Source organism: Alteromonas abrolhosensis, assembly GCF_001953635.1.
GTDB classification, from domain to species: Bacteria; Pseudomonadota; Gammaproteobacteria; order Enterobacterales; family Alteromonadaceae; genus Alteromonas; species Alteromonas abrolhosensis.
Genome location: NZ_MEJH01000002.1, coordinates 314,277 through 334,326, shown reverse-complemented (window position 1 = coordinate 334,326; position 20,050 = coordinate 314,277). Strand labels below are relative to the sequence as shown.

12 protein-coding genes are annotated in these 20,050 nt (G+C 43.9%); 8 read left to right on the top strand and 4 right to left on the bottom strand.

The window, feature by feature from the left end; genetic code table 11:
* Positions 1 to 41 precede the first annotated feature (41 nt).
* Both BGK61_RS01395 and BGK61_RS01390 read left to right on the top strand, forming a co-directional pair.
* Positions 42 to 1,976 (top strand): sialate O-acetylesterase, encoded by a 1,935-nt coding sequence (locus BGK61_RS01395; RefSeq protein WP_014951349.1) that lies wholly within the window; start codon positions 42 to 44, stop codon positions 1,974 to 1,976.
* A 327-nt stretch (positions 1,977 to 2,303) separates the two neighbouring features.
* Entirely contained in the window at positions 2,304 to 5,180 is a 2,877-nt protein-coding gene (locus BGK61_RS01390; protein WP_076012275.1) for a glycosyl hydrolase 115 family protein, read from the top strand.
* A gap of 462 nt (positions 5,181 to 5,642) precedes the next feature.
* Here BGK61_RS01390 and BGK61_RS01380 read toward each other — a convergent pair whose 3' ends face one another.
* Positions 5,643 to 6,671 carry a glycoside hydrolase family 43 protein gene (locus tag BGK61_RS01380; protein WP_014951346.1) on the bottom strand — a complete coding sequence of 343 codons (1,029 nt, stop codon included), beginning with the start codon at positions 6,669 to 6,671 and terminating at the stop codon, positions 5,643 to 5,645.
* Positions 6,672 to 6,681: 10 nt separating this feature from the next.
* Positions 6,682 to 8,163 (bottom strand): MFS transporter, encoded by a 1,482-nt coding sequence (locus tag BGK61_RS01375; protein ID WP_014951345.1) that lies wholly within the window; start codon positions 8,161 to 8,163, stop codon positions 6,682 to 6,684.
* 229 nt (positions 8,164 to 8,392) lie between these two features.
* Here BGK61_RS01375 and BGK61_RS01370 point away from each other — a divergent pair, with 229 nt between their 5' ends.
* From BGK61_RS01370 to BGK61_RS01350, 5 genes are all read left to right on the top strand, one after another.
* Entirely contained in the window at positions 8,393 to 9,589 is a 1,197-nt protein-coding gene (locus BGK61_RS01370) for a XylR family transcriptional regulator (protein WP_014951344.1), read from the top strand.
* A gap of 303 nt (positions 9,590 to 9,892) precedes the next feature.
* Positions 9,893 to 12,931 (top strand): TonB-dependent receptor, encoded by a 3,039-nt coding sequence (locus BGK61_RS01365; protein WP_076012274.1) that lies wholly within the window; start codon positions 9,893 to 9,895, stop codon positions 12,929 to 12,931.
* Positions 12,932 to 13,124: 193 nt separating this feature from the next.
* Positions 13,125 to 13,856, top strand: a complete 732-nt coding sequence (locus tag BGK61_RS01360) for a SapC family protein (RefSeq protein ID WP_076012273.1) — start codon at positions 13,125 to 13,127, stop codon at positions 13,854 to 13,856.
* A gap of 11 nt (positions 13,857 to 13,867) precedes the next feature.
* Positions 13,868 to 14,902: a cupin-like domain-containing protein gene (locus tag BGK61_RS01355; RefSeq protein ID WP_076012272.1), complete on the top strand. Its 1,035-nt coding sequence runs from the start codon at positions 13,868 to 13,870 to the stop codon at positions 14,900 to 14,902.
* 16 nt (positions 14,903 to 14,918) lie between these two features.
* The gene (locus BGK61_RS01350) at positions 14,919 to 16,400 is read left to right on the top strand and encodes a tryptophan halogenase family protein (protein WP_015000054.1); all 1,482 of its coding nucleotides are present in this window, start codon (positions 14,919 to 14,921) and stop codon (positions 16,398 to 16,400) included.
* 115 nt (positions 16,401 to 16,515) lie between these two features.
* On the opposite strand, the gene BGK61_RS01345 is transcribed toward BGK61_RS01350, so the two are convergent.
* Positions 16,516 to 18,864, bottom strand: coding sequence for a Tex family protein (locus BGK61_RS01345; protein WP_015000053.1), 2,349 nt, complete (start codon positions 18,862 to 18,864; stop codon positions 16,516 to 16,518).
* Positions 18,865 to 19,042: 178 nt separating this feature from the next.
* On the bottom strand, positions 19,043 to 19,528 hold the full coding sequence (gene greB, locus BGK61_RS01340; protein ID WP_015000052.1) for a transcription elongation factor GreB: 486 nt from the start codon (positions 19,526 to 19,528) through the stop codon (positions 19,043 to 19,045).
* Between the two features lie 174 nt (positions 19,529 to 19,702).
* Between greB and BGK61_RS01335 the strand changes: the two genes are divergently transcribed.
* Complete coding sequence (locus BGK61_RS01335) at positions 19,703 to 19,972, top strand: hypothetical protein (RefSeq protein WP_015000051.1); 270 nt, start codon at positions 19,703 to 19,705, stop codon at positions 19,970 to 19,972.
* Positions 19,973 to 20,050: the final 78 nt, after the last annotated feature.

Sequence of the window (20,050 nt, the reverse complement as noted above, 5' to 3'; positions counted from 1 at the left end):
TTTACTGCTAATAAGTAGCATTAGAATGAAAGGAGTATCGGATGAAACAAGTAGTGTTTAGGTGCACCATAATATTACTCATATTCAGTAGCCGTTGGGCCCACGCTGAGGTAAAGCTTCCCTCAGTGCTGTCCGACCACGCCGTACTTCAGCGCGATATACCAGTTTCTCTTTGGGGATGGTCTAGCCCTGAGGAAAAAGTAACCATTTTCCTAAATGGTGAAACATTGGCTGTTACAAAAGCTGACAAAGAAGACGGCATTTGGCGCACCTCACTACCCAAACAACCTGCGGGCGGACCTCATACCCTGAGATTTGTTGGCAACAATACTGTTGAAGTCAAAGACGTATATTTTGGGGACCTGTGGCTGGCGTCTGGGCAATCTAACATGGTGTTACCGCTAGCCAGAATAAAGGAAAAGTTTCCGGACATTGTAGCAAATGAAAGCAGACCGTTGATCCGCGAGTTTAGTGTACCTATGCAGTACAATTTCAAGCAGCCAAATATCGAAGTAAAGGACGCACAATGGAAATCGGCCGATAAACTTATAGAGCGAGAATCGTTTTCAGCCGTTAGTTTTTTCTTTGCACGCGCAATTCAGGACGATGTGAATGTACCAGTAGGTATTGTTCTAAGTGCAGTGGGGGGAACGCCAATACAGTCGTGGATGAGTGAAGATGCATTAGCCTCATTTCCCGAGGATTTGAAAGAAGCGAAGTACTTCCAAAATGATAATGTCATTAACTCAATTATATCCCAAGATGCTGAGCGACAACGACAATGGGAAGATTACATATCAACTCACGATAAAGGTAATGTATCGCCCTATTGGTGGTCAAACAACATTGACGAAAGTGACTGGACTTTATTTTCGGTGCCTGGTTTTCTAACCGACGCGGAGCAAAAGCCTATTAATGGCGTGCATTGGTTCAGAAAACGCTTTCAGTGGCCTCATCACCTTGTAGGTGAACAAGCGACACTTGTGCTTGGAGCACTTGTCGATGCGGACACTACTTATGTAAATGGTACCAAAGTGGGGCAAACTACCTATAAGTATCCTCCCCGCCGTTACACGGTGCCCGCTGACGTGCTTAAACCTGGAAGCAATACTATTACTATTCGCTTAGAAAGTCATAGGGGCCACAGCGGGTTCGTTTCTGACAAGGAATACTGGATTGGCGCAGGTGAAACTCGCGTAGATTTAAACGGAGAATGGCACTACAAACTTGGCGTTGTCCATGAACATCTTCAGCAAACCACCTTCATTCAATACAAACCCATGGGCCTGTTCAACGCCATGCTCAACCCACTAACGTCTTTACCAATCAAAGGAGTTATTTGGTATCAGGGGGAGTCAAATACAGCTAATCCAGATAATTATGGTGATATGTTTAAAACCATGATTGAAGACTGGCGAAATAAATGGAACAACCCCACGCTACCATTTTTATTTGTTCAGTTGGCTAACTTTAACCCGCGTTTGTCAACGCCAGCCCAAAGCGGTTGGGCTGAGTTAAGAGAACAGCAAGCATCCGCATTGTCTTTGCCCAACACGGGCATGGCGGTGGCCATCGACGTAGGTGAATGGAATGATATACATCCTTTAGATAAAGAATCTGTTGGTGAGCGACTCGCTAAAAATGCGCTCCATAAAGTTTATGGTAAAGATATTGTGTACAGTGGCCCTATGGCAACAAAGGTAACTCTAAAAGGAAGCCATGTGTGGATTAACTTTAAGTATCAAGGTGGTGGCTTGTTCACTTCGGGTACTAATTTGACAGGGTTTGAAATCGCGGATGAAAGTGGAGTGTTTCACTGGGCAAAAGCAGAGATTAAGGGGGAGCGTGTTCAGGTTTGGCACCCCGATGTAAAGCACCCTTCGGCCGTCCGTTATGCTTGGGCAGACAACCCAGCCGCGAATCTATATAACAAAGATGGGCTACCTGCCGCTCCATTTCGTTTTAATTTGGATTAGTACCAGGCATTAGCCTTTGCTTATAGGAAACACGTAACTGTTAAATTCTGCATGGAAGAAAACATGCAGATTTAACAAGTGCATTTGGCTTGCGTGTAACCTGGTCATTATCACTTTATACAGTGTGTACTATTGTCCTAAACCTCACTCTTACCCCCTCCTTTTAACCGTTTTTTATTGTCTTGGGCTTAGTTTTACAAAGTTTTATAAGAGGAAACTCAAAAAAAACAAAAAATTAACATACTCGCCTGCCTTAAGATTGCGCGAGCATCTTAGAGGTGTGAGTAAATTAATGTCCAAGTTAGGTGGGCAGCTTTCGGAGGAAACATGACTGATTTGATACGAACATTTGCTTTATTGATCGTGTTCTGGGTAGGGATAAATAGTCCAGTAATTGCAGCTGAGTCATTTGTGCACTTTGAGCGCGATAGCGGTGATTTACCTTTCGCAGTCGATGGCCAGCCAGCTCCACTGATCTTCGACAATGGTGAACCTAAAGGCGTAATCATGGCGATTGAACAGCTCAAAGGTGACATTAAGAAAGTAACAGGAAATAGTCCATCTATCGCCGAGCCACAAGTTAAACAATCGGCTGTTGTCATTATCGGGACATTGGATAACAGCCCCGAATTACAAATGCTTGAACGGCAAGGGAAAGTCGACTTCTCGCGTATTAGGGGTGAATGGGAGGCATATCATATTGAGGTAATTCCCTCCCCCATGCCAAACATAGCACAAGCGTTAGTGATCGCCGGTAGTGACCGCAGGGGGACGATTTATGGCATTTACGAACTCGCACGGCAACTTGGCGTTTCACCTTGGTATTGGTGGGCCGATGTTCCCGTCAGCACTCATAATAATATCTATATACATCATAAAACTCAGATCATAGACCAGCCAAAAGTAAAGTACCGGGGCATTTTTTTAAATGACGAAGCACCTGCGTTAACGGGGTACGTGAAAGACAAATTTGGCAACTACAACAATGAATTTTACCAGCATGTATTCGAACTACTCCTACGTTTAAAAGCCAACTTTCTCTGGCCAGCTATGTGGAACAATGCGTTTAGCGTTGACGATCCAATGAATGCTCAACTGGCACATGATATGGGCATTGTAATGAGCACCTCCCATCATGAACCGATGATGCGGGCAGATAAAGAATGGAACAGGTTCGGGGAGGGAAAATGGGATTATGCGGTAAATCAAGACAATCTATATCAGTTTTGGACGGAAGGAGCAAAACGTCATAAAAGTTTCGATAGTGTGTTCACATTAGGTATGCGTGGCCAAGAAGACACGCCGATGAGTGAAACTCAAAATATCGCACTTTTAGAAAAGGTGGTCACCGACCAAAGAAAGATATTATCCGATGTTTTTACTGAAAAGGATGTGTCTGACATACCACAGGTGTGGACCCTTTATAAAGAAGTTCAAGGCTATTATGAAAATGGAATGCGAGTGCCCGACGATGTCACACTCCTATGGGCTGATGATAACTGGGGCAATATTCGACGTTTACCTACACCAGAAGAGCGCCAACGAAAAGGTGGAGCTGGCGTATATTATCATTTTGACTATGTGGGGGGGCCGCGTTCCTATCGCTGGATTAATACCGTTCCTATCGCCAAAATATGGGAACAGATGCAGTTGGCTTATCAATTCGAAGCACGAGAAATATGGATAACCAATGTGGGGGACCTGAAACCCATGGAGTATCCAATTGATTTCTTTTTGAACATGGCGTGGGATCCAACACTTATGGATACCGAAGCGCTTGCAAACTTTGGATTAAATTGGGCTAGCCAACAATTTGGTAAAAAACACGCAAAGGAAATTGCAGATATCGTTGAAGGTTATACGCGCCATAATGGCAGGCGTAAACCTGAGCTTGTTGCGCCCTCTACATATAGTATATATGTATACGACGAAGCTCACCGTATTTCTGAAGAACTTGCTGCACTAGAGCTAAAGGCAGAATCGATTTACCAAGACTTACAAACATCCTATCAAGATGCCTTTTTTCAGCTTGTCCTTCATCCAATTAAAGCTGTGCGCATTGTCTACGAATTAAACCACAACCTTGCGAAAAACAGACTGTACGCCCTGCAAGAACGTGCGAGTGCGAATGATTATGCCCTAAAAGCGCGAAAGTGGTTTGCACAAGATGCTGCTCTAGAAAGAAGGTACCACGAGCTAAATAATGGGCGCTGGAACCATTTTATGTCTCAACCCCATATTGGTTATACCAACTGGAACAACCCACCAGAAGACACCATGCCGGTGTTACATATCAACAAACCAAATGCTGTGTCTGATATGGGCGTGTCTATTGAAGGCAGTGCCGCAGCTTGGCCACAGGATAGCGGTACATCATGGCCTCATAATAGCAATATGAAACTAACGTTCGAATCTTTCGGCCAATCCCAACGCTACATTGAAATATATAACAAAGGTACTGTTCCCTTTGATTTTACCGCAGAGGTCTCTGCTCCTTGGATACGTCTAAGCCAGCAAGAAGGAAAAGTAAAAGATGATAAACGCGTATTAGTCAGTATAGATTGGGAAAATTTAACGATAGGCCACCATGCCGGTCATATTGTGATCTCAGGAGCAGCTTGGGGTGAAGCAAAAATCAGTATATCGGCAATTAAACGACAACAAGAAAGTATCAAAGGTTTTGTGGAAGCTGACGGATATATCTCAATAGAGGCAGCCAATACACAACGACGGCACAGCACCGATAGCGGCTTATGGTACGAAATTCCACTACATGGCCGCACCCGCTCATCTATGGCAGTATCAATGCCTATCGATGAAACATTTGTAGAAGATTTAACTGCTTCGCCAGTCATTGAATACGACCTTCATCTGTTTAGCAGCGGCGACATAAGCATTCAAACAATTGTAGCGCCAAGTCTAAACTTTGTTCCTGATCGGGGACTGCGCTACGCAATTTCACTGGGTGAAGAGCCTCCTCAGATCATCGATATTCTAGAGGATAACAGTGACAAAGCATGGCAGGATTCAGTTAAAAAGGGCGTTCGCTATGCGATAAGTCACCATACTTTAAAGACACCCGGAGCGAAAACCCTAAAGATCTACGCCATTGACCCTGGTGTAGTGATTCAAAAAATAATTGTGGACACAGGTCGCTTAAAACCGAGTTATCTTGGCCCAGAGCAGAGTGTTTTTATCGAGTGACTAGGAGCGGGTGGCTAGCCTGCTACGGACACTAATGATATTTGAAGTCCTCTGGCTTTATGAATATGAATATCGGTGTGCTGGCCGGCTTTTCGGTCCAGCGCATTTCCTTTTTCTTGATAAATTTCTCGGGGCCAATTTGTAATTTATCCAAGATTAATTGACAGGGCTTAGTGTGGAGGAGGTAACTATGAGGAGACACGAGAGCTCGTTGAACACATATCATTCTGATGCCTGAAGAGAGCGAACTGTCGGTAGTGAACTTTTAATAAAATTAGTGTATCGCCTTAACAGACCGACGTATAAAGCCTTAAAACATAAGGCGAAAACGTACAATGTGATATGGACGATACACTAGCTCTCACGAAGAGGTTTTAACGAAACCTCTTTAAAGGCATTACACTTGTAATATGTTAAACCGCTTTCGGTTGAATGCCGCTTTAACCCTACTTTTCTTCTACATTACTCGACGCGTACATCGCCGTAAGGGGAGAGCGTTATAATTTTTCCATCATCGTCATATTCTATCGGTGCCACCTTAACGGAACGCAAATGAGTTACGCCACCCGAGAGTGTACTATCGTGGTAAAACAAATAGTGTTTACCTTCAAACTCACAAATTGAATGGTGCGTTGTCCAACCGACCACGGGCTCAAGAATTCGTCCAGCATAAACGAATGGCCCGTAAGGACTATCGCCAATTGCATAGCAAAGATAGTGGGTATTACCTGTCGAATAGGAGAAGTAATACTTCCCTTTATGTTTGTGCATCCACGATGCCTCAAAGAAGCGACGCTCATGGTCACCCGCTAATAAAGGTTTGCCACCTTCGTCTACAATCAGTATCTCTCTGGGCGTATGGTCAAATTCCAGCATGTCACCGCTCATCTTGGCCACTATTGGACCAAGCGCAGGCTCGCCGTCTTGGGGTTCTGCAAAAGAAGCGTTGTACTTGTTATCTCTATAGTTCTGCAGTTGTCCACCCCATATACCACCGAAATACATGTAATGTGTTCCGTCGTCGTCTTCAAACACGGCTGGGTCAATAGAATAACTTCCGCCGATAGGTTCAGGCTGTGCCATGAATGGACCATGAGGAGTATTGCTTACAGCAACGCCAATTTGAAAGATTCCATCGCTTTTCTTCGCAGGAAAATAAAGAAAATATTTACCATTTTTAGTCGCGGCATCTGGTGCCCACATTTGGCGCTCTGCCCATTTCACATTATCCACGTGCAATGCTACACCATGATCTTGCACCGGTGATGTTAGCGAGTCCATGGAAAGTACATGATAGTCGCACATAGCAAAGTGATCGCCATTGTCGTTAAAAGGTATTCCCGCTTCAATATCGTGAGAGGGATAAATGTAAATTTTTCCTTCAAATACGTGTGCAGAAGGGTCTGCGGTGTAGATGTGCTCTACAAGAGGCTTGGATATCGCAGACTCTTTATATGTTTCGATCTCATTTTCATATTGTTTCTCTGGCATTTTATACTCCTTAAAGCTCTACCTTCACAGCCCGCCTTACCATTAATTCCTTTTCAATTTGAGTCTCTTTACTCTTGTCTATGCTATACAAGAACAGCACAGCAATAACACAAAGTAAAAAAGGTATAGCAGCATAGACACTCACCGATAATTTAATTCCTTCAACCGCGGCTACGGTTTGCGATGACAATTCTGCATCATATCCATAGGTAGCCAGTATGCCCGCGACTAACGCTCCCCCTATGCTTAGGCCAGATTTAAGCCCAAATATCATTGCGGAAAATATAATCGCGGTGGCTCTACGGTTATTTTTCCACTCTGAATAGTCCGCAACATCCGCCACCATTGCCCAAAGTAAGGGGATCGTAATGCCATAAAAGAAGCCATGCATAATTTGACTCAAAAACACCCAACCTATTTCTGTAGGAGGTATAATGTAGAAAGCGAGTATAAAAAGTGTTGAGACAAATAGAGCGCATCCAAATACATCTCTTTTGCCAAATTTATCAGCTAAAGGTTTGCAAAACCCTATCCCAACAATCATAAAAATAATGCCGCCAGCATTAAACAAACTAAAGCCAGATGTCGCCGCATCTTCAGGCCAGCGAAATTCGGTCAGGCCAGCATTAACGAGTATTTTGTTGAGTGCATTTATAGACGCGTTGAATTGAATATCATTTAGGAATATTTGAATGTGAGCTGCACTTAAATAATTCTCGAAATAATAGATATACATACCGCCTTTTAAAGCAAGCGTGACGAAAACTAAAATAGTGACGCAAAGAATAATTAACCAAGGCCGATTGCCCATCAAATCTGTTATGTCATCCTTGATACTCGAAGACATTCCTGGTGAAGGGATCACTCTTTCTTTCGTAGTTATAAAAGTAATCAGAAAGAAAATAATACCCACAACAGAAAATATCATTATGGTATTTTGAAAGCCTGCTGCTTTATCCCCGTCTCCTAAAATCAACACAAGAGGTAGCAACAAAACCTGAATAATAAATTGAGCAATCATTACCGCGACGAAACGGTAGGCCGATAGACTGTTTCGATCTTTCATGTTGCCAGTCAACACGCCGCTTAGGGCTGAATACGGAAGGTTGTTCGCAGAATAAATCACGACCAACAATACATATGTGGTAAAAGCGTATATTAACTTTCCTTGGTCACTCAACGCGGGTGTACTAAAGGCAAGTAAGGAGATTATACCTAAAGGAACTGAAGTCCATAGTATCCATGGCCTAAACTTGCCCCAGCGTGTATGAGTACGGTCTGCTATCACACCCATCACAGGATTAAAAAAAGCACCTATCATGCCGCCAACAAAAATTATTGTTGCAGCCGTGGCCGGCGGGATTTTATAAACATCTGTGTAAAAAAAAGCCAGAAAAGTCATCAGTGTTTGAAATATAAGGTTGGCGCCTAAGTCACCGAGGCTATAGCCTATTTTTTCTGTGATAGATATGGAATTGGTTTGTGCATTCATTTACTGCGTCTACTTACATATAGAAAAGAAAAGTGGAATAAGTGTAATAAAAATTTGTTATCATCATGTTGCAACTTGCCGCTATTATTAACAATTATGTTTTTTAAGATACTTGTTCTCGTTTTGCATTTTTAACGAGATTACGGCTTTCAACTAGGCTTGAAATGTATTCAAATTCAGAGTATCAAGTAATACTACATTTGGTCGATTAACAGGTTCAGGTCCGAGTATGTATGAATCAAAACACAGCATTTCGCTGCTTTTTAATGCTAATAACGTGTATGATCGACAAATTCTAGAGGGTATCGGACACTACCTGCATACCACTAAAGTCGATTGGGACGTCTTTTTAGAAGAGGACTTTAGGTTTCACGGTGATGATGTTAGTGAATGGCGCTGTGATGGATTAATAGCTAACTATGATGACCTAGAAATCAAGAAAATTGTAGACAACATATCTGAACCGGTTATCGGTGTAGGATGCTCCTATTCTGACCTAGAACAATACCCGAATATTCCTTACGTGGCATCAGACAATTTCGCGCTGGTTGAATCTGCGTTTAAACACCTAAAAGAGAAAGGATTAAAACGTTTTGCGATGTATAGCGTACCCCTCGATGAACATCATCGGTGGGTTATCGAGCGTGAGCGCGCATTCGCGAAGTTGGCAAGTAAAGAAGAATATAGCTACCAAATTTATAAAGGCCATGCCACAAACCGTAAAACATGGCATTCCACGTTTAAGCAATTAAGCGATTGGATAGAGAATCTGCCAAAGCCTATAGGGATTATTGCGGTAAACGATGCCCGAGCACGGCACCTACTCCAAGCATGTGATCACTTAGGGGTAGAGGTTCCTGAAAGAGTATCAATTATTGGCATTGATAATGACGACTTAGCAAGAAACCTAAGCCGGATTAGCTTGAGTTCAGTGACACAAGGTTGTTTCGAAATGGGGTACAAAGCCGCGAAACTTCTTCACAAGCGGTTAGAAGGTAAAAAGGTGCCTGAAAGTCAGGTATTAGTGGGTCCAGTAGGCGTTGAAGCACGTCAATCGACAGAATTTAAAGCATTGTCTGACCCTTATGTAATTCAAGCCGTTCACTTTATACGACAGTTTGCCACTAAAGGTATCAAGGTTGATCAGGTAACAGACTTCGTAGGTATTTCCAGGTCTAATCTCGAAAACCGTTTTCAACAAGAACATGGCTACAGTGTTCATACAGCAATTCATAACGAGAAACTTGTTCGCGCGTGTAAGCTACTCGCCGAATCAGAGATGTCAATTAATGACATTGCCGAAAAATGCGGTTATCCCTCACTCCAATATATGTATTCTGTTTTCAACAAGCACTTTAATTCAACGCCATCAGCTTATAGAAGCGAAAATCAAAAGGGTAAGGAAAGTAAAGTGGCTAGTTTTTAAGTTGCAACAATGGCACTACCTATCCTCAGCTAAAAAGAGTTCGGTTCAAGCCCTTTGGTAATCACTATAGGATTTTATTTAATGCTCATACTTGTCGAACTAATCCTACTTAGAACAGTAAAAACTCACGCCTGTTAAAATTTAGTTAACGGTTTGATAAATTACATAAAGGCTTTTGTCTTATCTCGAGCGCTATTATTGAGGCGTTAAACAATCATCGGTGTAATTTGAAAATAACGAATAGCGGTACAGATGATGTTAACGAATTAATACACTCATTAATGCGGGATCTGGAGAAGGCACATGTCGAAAAGAAAGTTTGCCAAAACACAGTTGGCAACAAGTTTATCCTTAATTTTGGGAGTTACAATTTCAACTCCCGTACTTGCTCAGGAACAAGATGATCAAGAAACAGAGATTATCGAAGTAACAGGTATAAGAGGTAGTTTGCAAGAAGCCGCATCTATTAAGCGTTATTCTGCTGGTATCGTAGATGCAATTTCAGCTGAAGATATTGGTAAGTTCCCAGATACTAACCTCGCAGAATCGTTACAGCGTATTACCGGTGTTTCAATCAGCCGGACTAACGGCGAAGGTTCAGAAGTGACTGTTCGCGGTTTCGCGGGTGGTAATAATATGATTACACTCAATGGTCGTACAATGCCTGCGGCTATTACTTATGGTGCGGGTTCTGGTGCTGACGGAACAACTCGTGGGGGTAACACCCGTTCATTTGATTTCCAAAATTTGGCTTCAGAGGCCGTTAGAGCGGTAGAAGTATATAAAACAGGTAAGGCCAATATTGCAACGGGCGGCATTGGTGCAACCATTAATATCGTGACAGCTAAACCCTTAGACAATGAAGGTTTTACGGCTACTGCGGGTGTAAAAGCGGTACATGACACGACAAATAGAACGGGAGACGATGTAACTCCAGAGGCCTCGGCGATTGTTAGTTACGCTAACGATGACGCGACCTGGGGCGTTAGCGTAGCTGCGATCCACCAAGAGCGTGACTCAGGTTACACCGGTGCGACGGTAAATGACTGGAATATCGATTATTGGGACGATCTTGCTGATCCAGATAGGCTGTGGAATACGACAAGTGCTGAATATATCAATGCTCCCCAGCAAGGCCAGTTATACGCTCGCCCAAATGACATTCGTTACGCATTCTCAAATACTCAGCGCGTTCGCGATAATGTGCAGTTAACTCTTCAGTTTGCTCCTACAGAGCAGTTCACAGCCTCCGTTGACTACACCTTTGCTGAAAACGAAATAGTTGAACAACGTGGCGAAATTACTAACTGGGTGCAAACTGGCAGCAATACACAGGTTGTGGAATTCGATAACAGCACTGTAAAAACTCCTATCTATATGAGAGAGACCTATGCTGGCGGAACAGATGAAGGCTATGAGCAACAGTGGCGAGAGCAAACTAATACGCTAGACTCAATAGGTGTAAACTTTAAATATTTAGTAAATAACGACTTTTCACTTACGTTTGATGCGCATGACTCGGAGATGCACAGTCGTGGTACCGGCCCACGTGGCTCGGGAGAAATTGCGGTGGGCTTAGGCGCCCCTACTGTAGTAGAGAGGGAGTGGTTCTACGATTCGGAGCTACCTACTTATCTAAATGTTTACGACGACAGTATTCGTGGTGCCAATAATAACGGAGTAGTTGATGCCGGTGATGTAGGTTCGTCAATTGCGCGTATTCGTAACGCAGCTCAGCGCTCGAAGATCACACAGTTTAAATTAGACGGCGAATATGTGTTAGATAATGGTCGATTCGACTTTGGTGTTGAAGCTCGGGAAATGGAATCTCGTTCGTTCCAAACCGCAGGCAACAACATTGCCTTAGGTAACTGGGGGGTTGCTAATCCTGGCGAGTTTGGTGACTTAATTCAACCTTTCGATCTACCTGGTGAATTTGACGATTACGGTGTACTACCGGGTGGCTTTGGCTTTATTGCTGACGCTCGTGAACTTTATACAGCCGCTGAATCTTTATATCCAGGCATTCCATCGTCAACCGAGCAAGCCTTGTCGTTTGACGATACAATTCAAGAGGACACTTTAGCGGCGTATGCACAAGTTTCATTAGATGGAGAACTTGGCGGCATGTATTTCAGCGTGCTAACCGGGCTTCGTTACGAAGAAACAGATGTGAAATCAACCTCTCTAGTAGGTCAAACTTTATTCCGTTGGGAAGATAATAACGATATCGTTCCCTTTGTAAATTCTGATGTCCCCCCAACGCCAGCATCAGCTGAGAACAGCTATGATTATTTACTACCTAGCTTAGATTTGAAACTGGAAATTAGCGAAGATTTGATTGGTCGCTTCTCTTATAGCAAAACTATTGCTCGTGCAGGACTTGGTAGCCTCGGTGTGTCGGCGAGCAACTTCGGTGGTGGCGGCGGTTCTACGTTATTAGGTGCAATACCTACGGCGAACGCCTCAAACCCAGGCTTGTTGCCACTTGAGTCGTCGAATACAGATGTGTCGCTAGAATGGTACTACGATTCTACGAGCTATGTTTCTGCAGGATTCTTTCAAAAAGATGTGGCTAATTTCTTAGGCAGCCGTCAAGTAGACCAGACCATTCTAGGTATACGCAACCCAACCGCGGGTCCTCGTGCTCTGGAAGCCGCCGCCGCTCTCCAAGATTTGGGTATCGCTGTAGATGATACATCTTTATACGCAATGACCGTATTGCTAAGCCAGCCAGAAGCCTTTCCTAACGGAGCGGCTGACTACACTGGCACGCCCGAACAGATACAGCAACTCGCAGAAACTCCAGGATGGGATATTCTCGCCGATGAGTCAGACCCAGAGTATGTGTTTAGGACTAACACTCCTGATAACAACCGCTCTGCGAAAATCTACGGGGCAGAGTTTGCTGTTCAGCATTTCTTTGGCGAGACAGGCTTTGGCGTTCAGGCCAACTATACCTTCGTAAACGGTGATGTAGGCTTTGATAACAACGCAGATCCTAATACGTCACAGTTTGCTTTAATTGGGCTAAGCGATACGGCTAACCTAGTGGGCTTGTACGAAGATGACAAATTCCAAGCGCGAATAGCTGTTAACTGGCGCGATGAATTTTTAGCTGAAGCTAACCGAGGTGGCTCAAATAACCCCCGGTATACCGAAGCTTACACACAAGTTGATGTAAACCTTAGCTATAACATAAATGAGCAATTCAGTGTTTTCGTCGAGGGTATAAATGTAACGGGCGAGAACGCACGAGACTTTGCACGAAACAAAACGCAAATGTGGTTCTTGACGGAGCTTGGAGCGCGTTACAACCTTGGTGCCCGCTATAAGTTCTAAGTGAGTTGTTTCAAGCGCTGGCAACAATAGCTTGCCAGCGCAAATAGCTATTTATAGCCGCGGTACAGCGGCCTTTTTAATTGTCTGAATGTGTGTATTACATGTTTTATTTTAGTGTTGTTGTGGGCAATATAAAAGGCTTTCACAGCAATCACATTGGGTGCATTCAGACCATGTGATTAAGGGGAGACAGATGACAAAACACGTGCTGTTAAACAACGTCAATCACAAAGATACAAAAGTTATTACTCACTACGCCGCACGGTATGGTGATGATCAGGCTAGTGTTTTAGCTTTCCCATCTGAATTCATTGAACTACAAAAACACTATCCTATTTTTTTCCGTCGAGATGGCGAATTCGACGGTTATCAATGTGTAGTATTACTGGGTCTGGAAAAAAACGAAAACTTGTTTTTAGACGCCTCTTATCCATCGGGGTGGAAGGCTGATTACGTACCCGCAGTCCTTAATAAAGGGCCTTTTCTAATTGGCTTTCAACAATCAAGTCACAGCGAAGAAAAAAATGCTGTTATACACATTGATATGGATCACCCTAAAGTGAGTAACAGTGAAGGACAATCGCTTTTCCTAACTCATGGAGGAAATAGCCCATATTTGAACCATATATCATCGTGTTTGTCGGTTATAGATAGTGGTTTGGAAATCCAAAGCGATATGTTTAAACAATTTTTAGCGTTAGATCTTATAGAGCCTGTCAATATTGAATTTGAATTAAACAATGGTGAAAAGCGAAGGTTAAGTGGTAACTATACTATTCATGAAGAAAGACTCGCAGCATTGACAGGTAGCGAATTGCAGGCGTTAAGTAAATCCGGTTACTTACAACTTGCCTTCGCAGTGGTGGCATCTATGACAAATGTAAGAAAGCTTATAAACCTCAAAAATCTTCATCTCTCACAATAGTATTTTAAAAGATGAGACCTATTACTCGAAAAGCGAGAGAACTTCGTCCCAGCAAATCGGGAAACATACCAGACGATTTGAATAGTTACGACGAACCTATAGTCCTCAGGGGGCTTGTTAATCACTGGGAACTTGTAAAAAAAAGCCTACACTCCGATATCGCCGCCGCGGAGTACCTGAAAGCTTTCTACAATGGTCGGCCTACCCTGACCTACTTTGGGGAAGCTGGGCTCGCTGGGCAGTACGGGTATAACGACAATGCAACCCAACTCAATTTCAAAAAAGAAAAAGCTCATATAGGCGATGTCTTAGACCTAATTATAACTTATCTTGAGGATTCAGCGCCGCCAAGCGTGTATATCGCTTCAAACGTTATAGATTCTAGTTTCCCCGGCCTTCGCCAAAAAAATTATCTCGATATGTCGTTTGCGAAACTAGCACCTAATTCTGAATCTCCGATTCCGAGCATTTGGATAGGCAATAAGTCTATCGCCAAATGTCATTACGATGCATCAGATAACATGGCATGTGTAGTAAAAGGCCGGCGCAAGTTCATATTGTTTCCACCAGATCAAATCGAAAATCTGTATCCTGGACCCTTATCGCCTACGCCAGGAGGACAAGCAATCTCTATGGTAAATTTTTGCGACCCTGATTATCAAAAACACCCTAAGTTTAAACAGGCTGAAGAAAAAGGTATCACTGCCGAATTAGAGCCTGGTGACGCCATTTTTATCCCCAGCATGTGGTGGCATCAAGTGGAAGGATTGGATAAATTTAATATTTTAGTTAACTACTGGTGGAGCAATGCTGAGCGATTTATGGGCTCAGCAATGAACGCTTTATACCATTCTATCTTGAGCCTTCGAGACAAACCTGCTCACGAAAAAGCTGCTTGGAAACACGTGTTCGACTATTATATTTTTAACGATGAATTATTACCTACTCAGCACCTACCTCCTGAATCACACGGACTTCTTTCTCCATTAGATGAACTAAAATCCCGCCAACTGCGAGCTATGCTGGTAAACAAACTGAATAGATAAGAAAAGAGAGACAATAGTGAATAAAAGCGTGAAAAAGATCGTCATTGCTGGAGGCGGGACTGCGGGTTGGACAGCGGCGGCAGCAATTGCTAAGCAAATGGGTCCTACAATTAGCATCACGTTGGTCGAATCTGACGAAATTGGAACAGTTGGTGTTGGCGAAGCCACTATCCCTCCTATGCGCGTATTCCACAAATTGCTGGGTATTGACGAAAAGGAATTTATGCAGGCGACGTCGGCCACCTTTAAGCTTGGCATACAGTTTGAAAACTGGGGCCAAAATGGTGATGCTTATATTCACTCATTTGGCGTTACTGGGCGAGAGAGTTTTGTCGCACCCTTCCATCACTTCTGGCTGTATGGCAAAGAACAAGGAGTGGTTAAAGATTTTGGCAACTATTGTTTTGAGCTTCAAGCTGCTAAGCAAGATAAATTCGCCACTTCTCAGAATTCAAATACTCAGTATGCTTATCACCTGGATTCCAGCCTATATGCCCAGATGCTCCACGATTACTGTGAAACAAGAGGTGTTGTTCGAAAAGAAGGAAAGATCGAATACGTTCACCAAAATAAGGAAACGGGCTATATAGAGTATCTTCAACTCGCTTCGGGCGAAGTAATACATGGTGACTTCTTTATCGATTGCACCGGATTCAAAGGTTTACTCATCGAGGAAACGTTGAAAACAGGCTACGAAGATTGGTCACAATGGCTGCCCTGTGACAGGGCTATAGCCGTGCAAACTGAATCTGTCGGCGCCCCACGCCCTATTACAATGGCCATAGCGCATGACAGTGGTTGGCAATGGAAGATTCCTCTGCAACACCGGACTGGTAATGGACTGGTTTATTGCAGTCAATATTTGTCAGATGATGATGCTAAACAACGTCTTCTCGATAACGTAATAGGTAAAACGATCACCACACCTAGAGTGATAAAGTTTAAAACTGGCCGACGCCTTCAGGCGTGGAATAAGAATTGTCTAGCGCTTGGGTTGTCGAGTGGTTTTGTAGAGCCTCTGGAGTCCACCAGTATTCATCTGATCATAATGGGCGTCATTCGCTTTTTAAAACTCTTTCCTAATAGTGGAGTCAGCGAACGTATTGCCAAGGAATATAATCGTCAAACACTTGATGAAATTGTTAAAATTAGGGACTTCATTATTCTCCATTATCACGCTACGCATCGTAAGGACAGCCCATTCTGGCAGTATTGCCATGACATGGAAGTGCCCGAAACATTGAAGCACCGTATGCAGTTGTTTGAAGAGTTTGGCCATGCCTTTCAGGAAGACGGAGAGCTTTTCAGAGTCGATTCATGGACGCAAGTTATGCTGGGGCAGGGAATAATACCTAAAAGTTATCACTCCAGTGTAAGAGGTATGCCCGTACACGAACTGCAAAGATTCTTACAAGGCATAGAGATGGCAGTACAGAAGGGGCTGCAAAATATGCCATCTCACGAAGCTTTTTTGCAGCATTATTGTTCTAGCTCCTAGGGCGGAACGATCATTCGGCTTTTCAATTGCTCTCCAAACTGCTCTGAGATAAGAAAAAGGCCCACTTTAAAAAAGAGGGCCTTGTTGCTTCAAAGTCACGGTTAAGCGCTACCGTTTACTTTTTCGCTTTAGCAAAGGCATCGGCAAAGGCGTTGCCCATAGCGCTATTTTGAGGTTGGCTATTGCGATTGCCGCCACCCTGATTTGAACGAGGGTTTGCTTTTGCGTTAGCACGCCCAGCCCCTTTACTTTGTGGCTTTCCTGCTGCTGGTTTGCCGCCTGCATTATTGCTTTGACTCGGTGTATCGTCTAAGCGCATGGTGAAGGAGATACGCTTGCGCGGTACGTCTACTTCAAGCACTTTTACTTTAACGATATCGCCCGCTTTAACCACCTCGCGAGGGTCTGAGATAAACTTGTTAGTTAGTGCTGAAATATGCACTAGTCCATCTTGATGTACACCTACATCAACGAATGCGCCAAAATTCGCCACGTTGCTCACTACGCCCTCTAAAATCATGCCTGGTTTAAGGTCATTGATGGTTTCAACGCCTTCTTTAAACGCAGCAGTCTTAAACTCTGGACGGGGATCGCGGCCTGGTTTATCCAGCTCTTTTAGAATGTCCTTAACAGTTGGTAAACCGAATGCATCGCTGGTAAAGGTATCTGGCGACAGGCTTTTTAGCAGCTCGGTATTGCCGATGATGTCGTTAACTGCAACAGCGGTAGTATCAACAATCTTATCTACCACTGGGTATGCTTCTGGGTGAACCGCAGAGGCATCAAGTGGGTTGGTGCCGTTTACAATGCGAAGGAAGCCCGCCGCTTGCTCAAAGGCTTTAGGCCCTAAACGTTCTACTTTCAATAGCGCTTTACGGTCTGGGAAAGCACCGTTGGTGTCTCTGAAATTAACAATGTTATGCGCTAGAGTTTTATTCAAGCCCGATACGTAGCTCAATAGCGCGGGCGAAGCAGTGTTCAAGTCAACCCCGACAGCGTTTACACAGTCTTCAATAACACGGTCTAGCGACTTGCCCAACTGGCTTTGGCTTACGTCATGCTGATATTGGCCAACACCAATGGCTTTTGGCTCAATTTTTACCAGTTCCGCTAACGGGTCTTGCAGGCGTCGAGCAATAGACACCGCACCGCGAATTGACACATCAAGGTCAGGTAACTCTTTTGAAGCAAGCTCAGACGCTGAATACACCGATGCACCTGCTTCACTGACCATAATTTTTTGTGCGGTAAGCTCGCTGTTGTTCTTGAGCATTTCGCCAACAAGCTTGTCGGTTTCGCGCGAACCTGTACCGTTGCCAATGCTGATCAAATCTACCTTGTACTGCTTGCACAACGTGGTGAGCGTACGAATAGACTTATCCCATTGATTTTGTGGTGCATGTGGGAAAATTGTGTTGGTTGCGACCACCTTACCCGTGCTGTCTACTACCGCTACCTTAACGCCGGTTCTCAAACCAGGATCTAGGCCCATAGTCGTTTTCGCACCAGCAGGCGCAGCCATCAACAGGTCGTTTAAGTTTTTAGCAAATACTTCAATGGCTTCTTCTTCTGCACGCTCTCTAAGGGCGCTGAATAGCTCAGTTTCCATGTGTAAACCAATTTTGATTTTCCACGTCCACTGTACAACCTGTGCCAAGAAGTCATCTGCGCCACGGCCGCGGTGCATGATATCGTAGTGGCTGGCAATAATGTGTTCGCAATGCGACGGGCCGTTGTCTTCTGACTGCGGATCGGCATCTAGCTGAATGTGAAGCATGCCTTCGTTGCGGCCTCTGAACATTGCCAGCGCGCGGTGAGACGGCACGTTCTTGTACTTCTCACTGTGTTCAAAATAGTCTTTATATTTGGCGGCTTCTTGTTCTTTACCTGGCACTACGGTGCTTTTTACATAGGCGTTTTCAGTTAGGTACTTACGCACCTTTGCTAATAGCGCAGCGTCTTCGGCGAAGCGCTCCATTAAAATATAGCGGGCGCCTTCTAATGCTGCTTTAGTATCAGCAATGCCATTTTCTGCATTAACGTATTCGCTTGCTGCACTTTCAGCATCGGCATCAGGATGAGTAAATAAAGCATCAGCTAAAGGTTCGAGGCCTGCTTCAATAGCAATCTGGCCTTTAGTGCGCCTGCGAGGTTTGTACGGTAAGTACAAATCTTCCAGGGTAGTTTTGCTGTCTGCACTGGTGATGCTGCTTTTAAGCTCGTCGGTCAGTTTGCCCTGTTCCTCAATCGATTTAAGAATAACATCGCGGCGCTCTTCAAGCTCTCGCAAGTAAGTTAAGCGCTGCTCTAGGGTACGCAGCTGCGTGTCATCAAGGCCTTGTGTCACTTCTTTTCTATAACGCGCGATAAAAGGTACGGTAGCCCCTTCATCAAGAAGTTTAACGGCGGCAGTTACTTGCGATGGTTGAACGCTAAGTTCATCTGCAATTTTATTGATAATCATAAGTCGCTCTAAGATACTAAAAATTCGCGTTAGGCAATGGCGAATAAACGGTGTGCGAAAGGCTTATATACACAGCGTTCGTAGTGAAAATATGAGCGGTGAGTATATCACCGCGGTGTAGGGGAAGTCGTCTGATCATTGCGTCATCAACGAGTAATTTATTGGCGCATATCACGGTTCACAATTTGTCTGTTGAATCGTACCAAATACGGTTTATCCACCACTCTTTGGTGCCCGTTTCGGTCTTCACAACAAACTCATCGTCTTCTTCTTTGCCCAGCAATGCTCTCGCCATAGGAGAGTCGATAGAAATGTAGTCTTTTCGGCCGAAAATTTCATCGTAGCCTACGAGCCTTAGTTCCATTACTTTGCCCGCGTCATTTTCAATTTCGACCCAGGCGCCAAAGAAGACTTTTCCCTCTTGCTGTGGGTCGTAGTCCACAACCTTGAGATTTTCCAAGCATTTGCGAAGATAGCGTACGCGGCGGTCTATTTCTCGCAGCTTCTTCTTATTGTACTGATAGTCGGCATTCTCGCTTCGATCGCCAAGACTTGCAGCCCAGGTTACTTTGCGAGTTATTTCTGGCCGTTCTTCACGCCACAAGAAATCCAGTTCCTGCTTTAACTTTAAATAGCCCTTTCGAGTGATAAGCGGTGTTTTCACAATGTCCTATAAATAATCCAGCTAATTACCCTTACTTTATGTGGGTAATAAGGCAAAACGCAATCTTTCTGTATGTCAAAAAGTGACAAAGTGAGTAGATTGAATAATTATTGAACATAAACCTTTCACGTAGTGTCGTAGTATAAATAGTATTCTAATTATTAGGGGATATGAATGCGTAACAGGATACCTGTGTTGAACCGTCGAAGGTCGGGGAACGACCCGTTCCAAACCAGCGGTACTATCATTGGTTTCATGCTGTTTTTAAGCGGTGGGCTGTTATTACTCTATGCCTTACTTGATATTGTTGTTCGCTTAAAGAGTATGCAAACAGTGGTATATTTAATTTTGGGCTGTGCCATGTATAAAGTTGGGCAGTCGCTTTTAAATCACTTTGCTACGTTCAAAGTACACACTGAAAGACGACGCGCGCCACAGCGTTAAAACCTTTAGTTTTAAGACGCTATTTTTAAGGCTAAATTGTTACAAGAAAATGCTGTTTCTACCGTGAAATTTTACCAC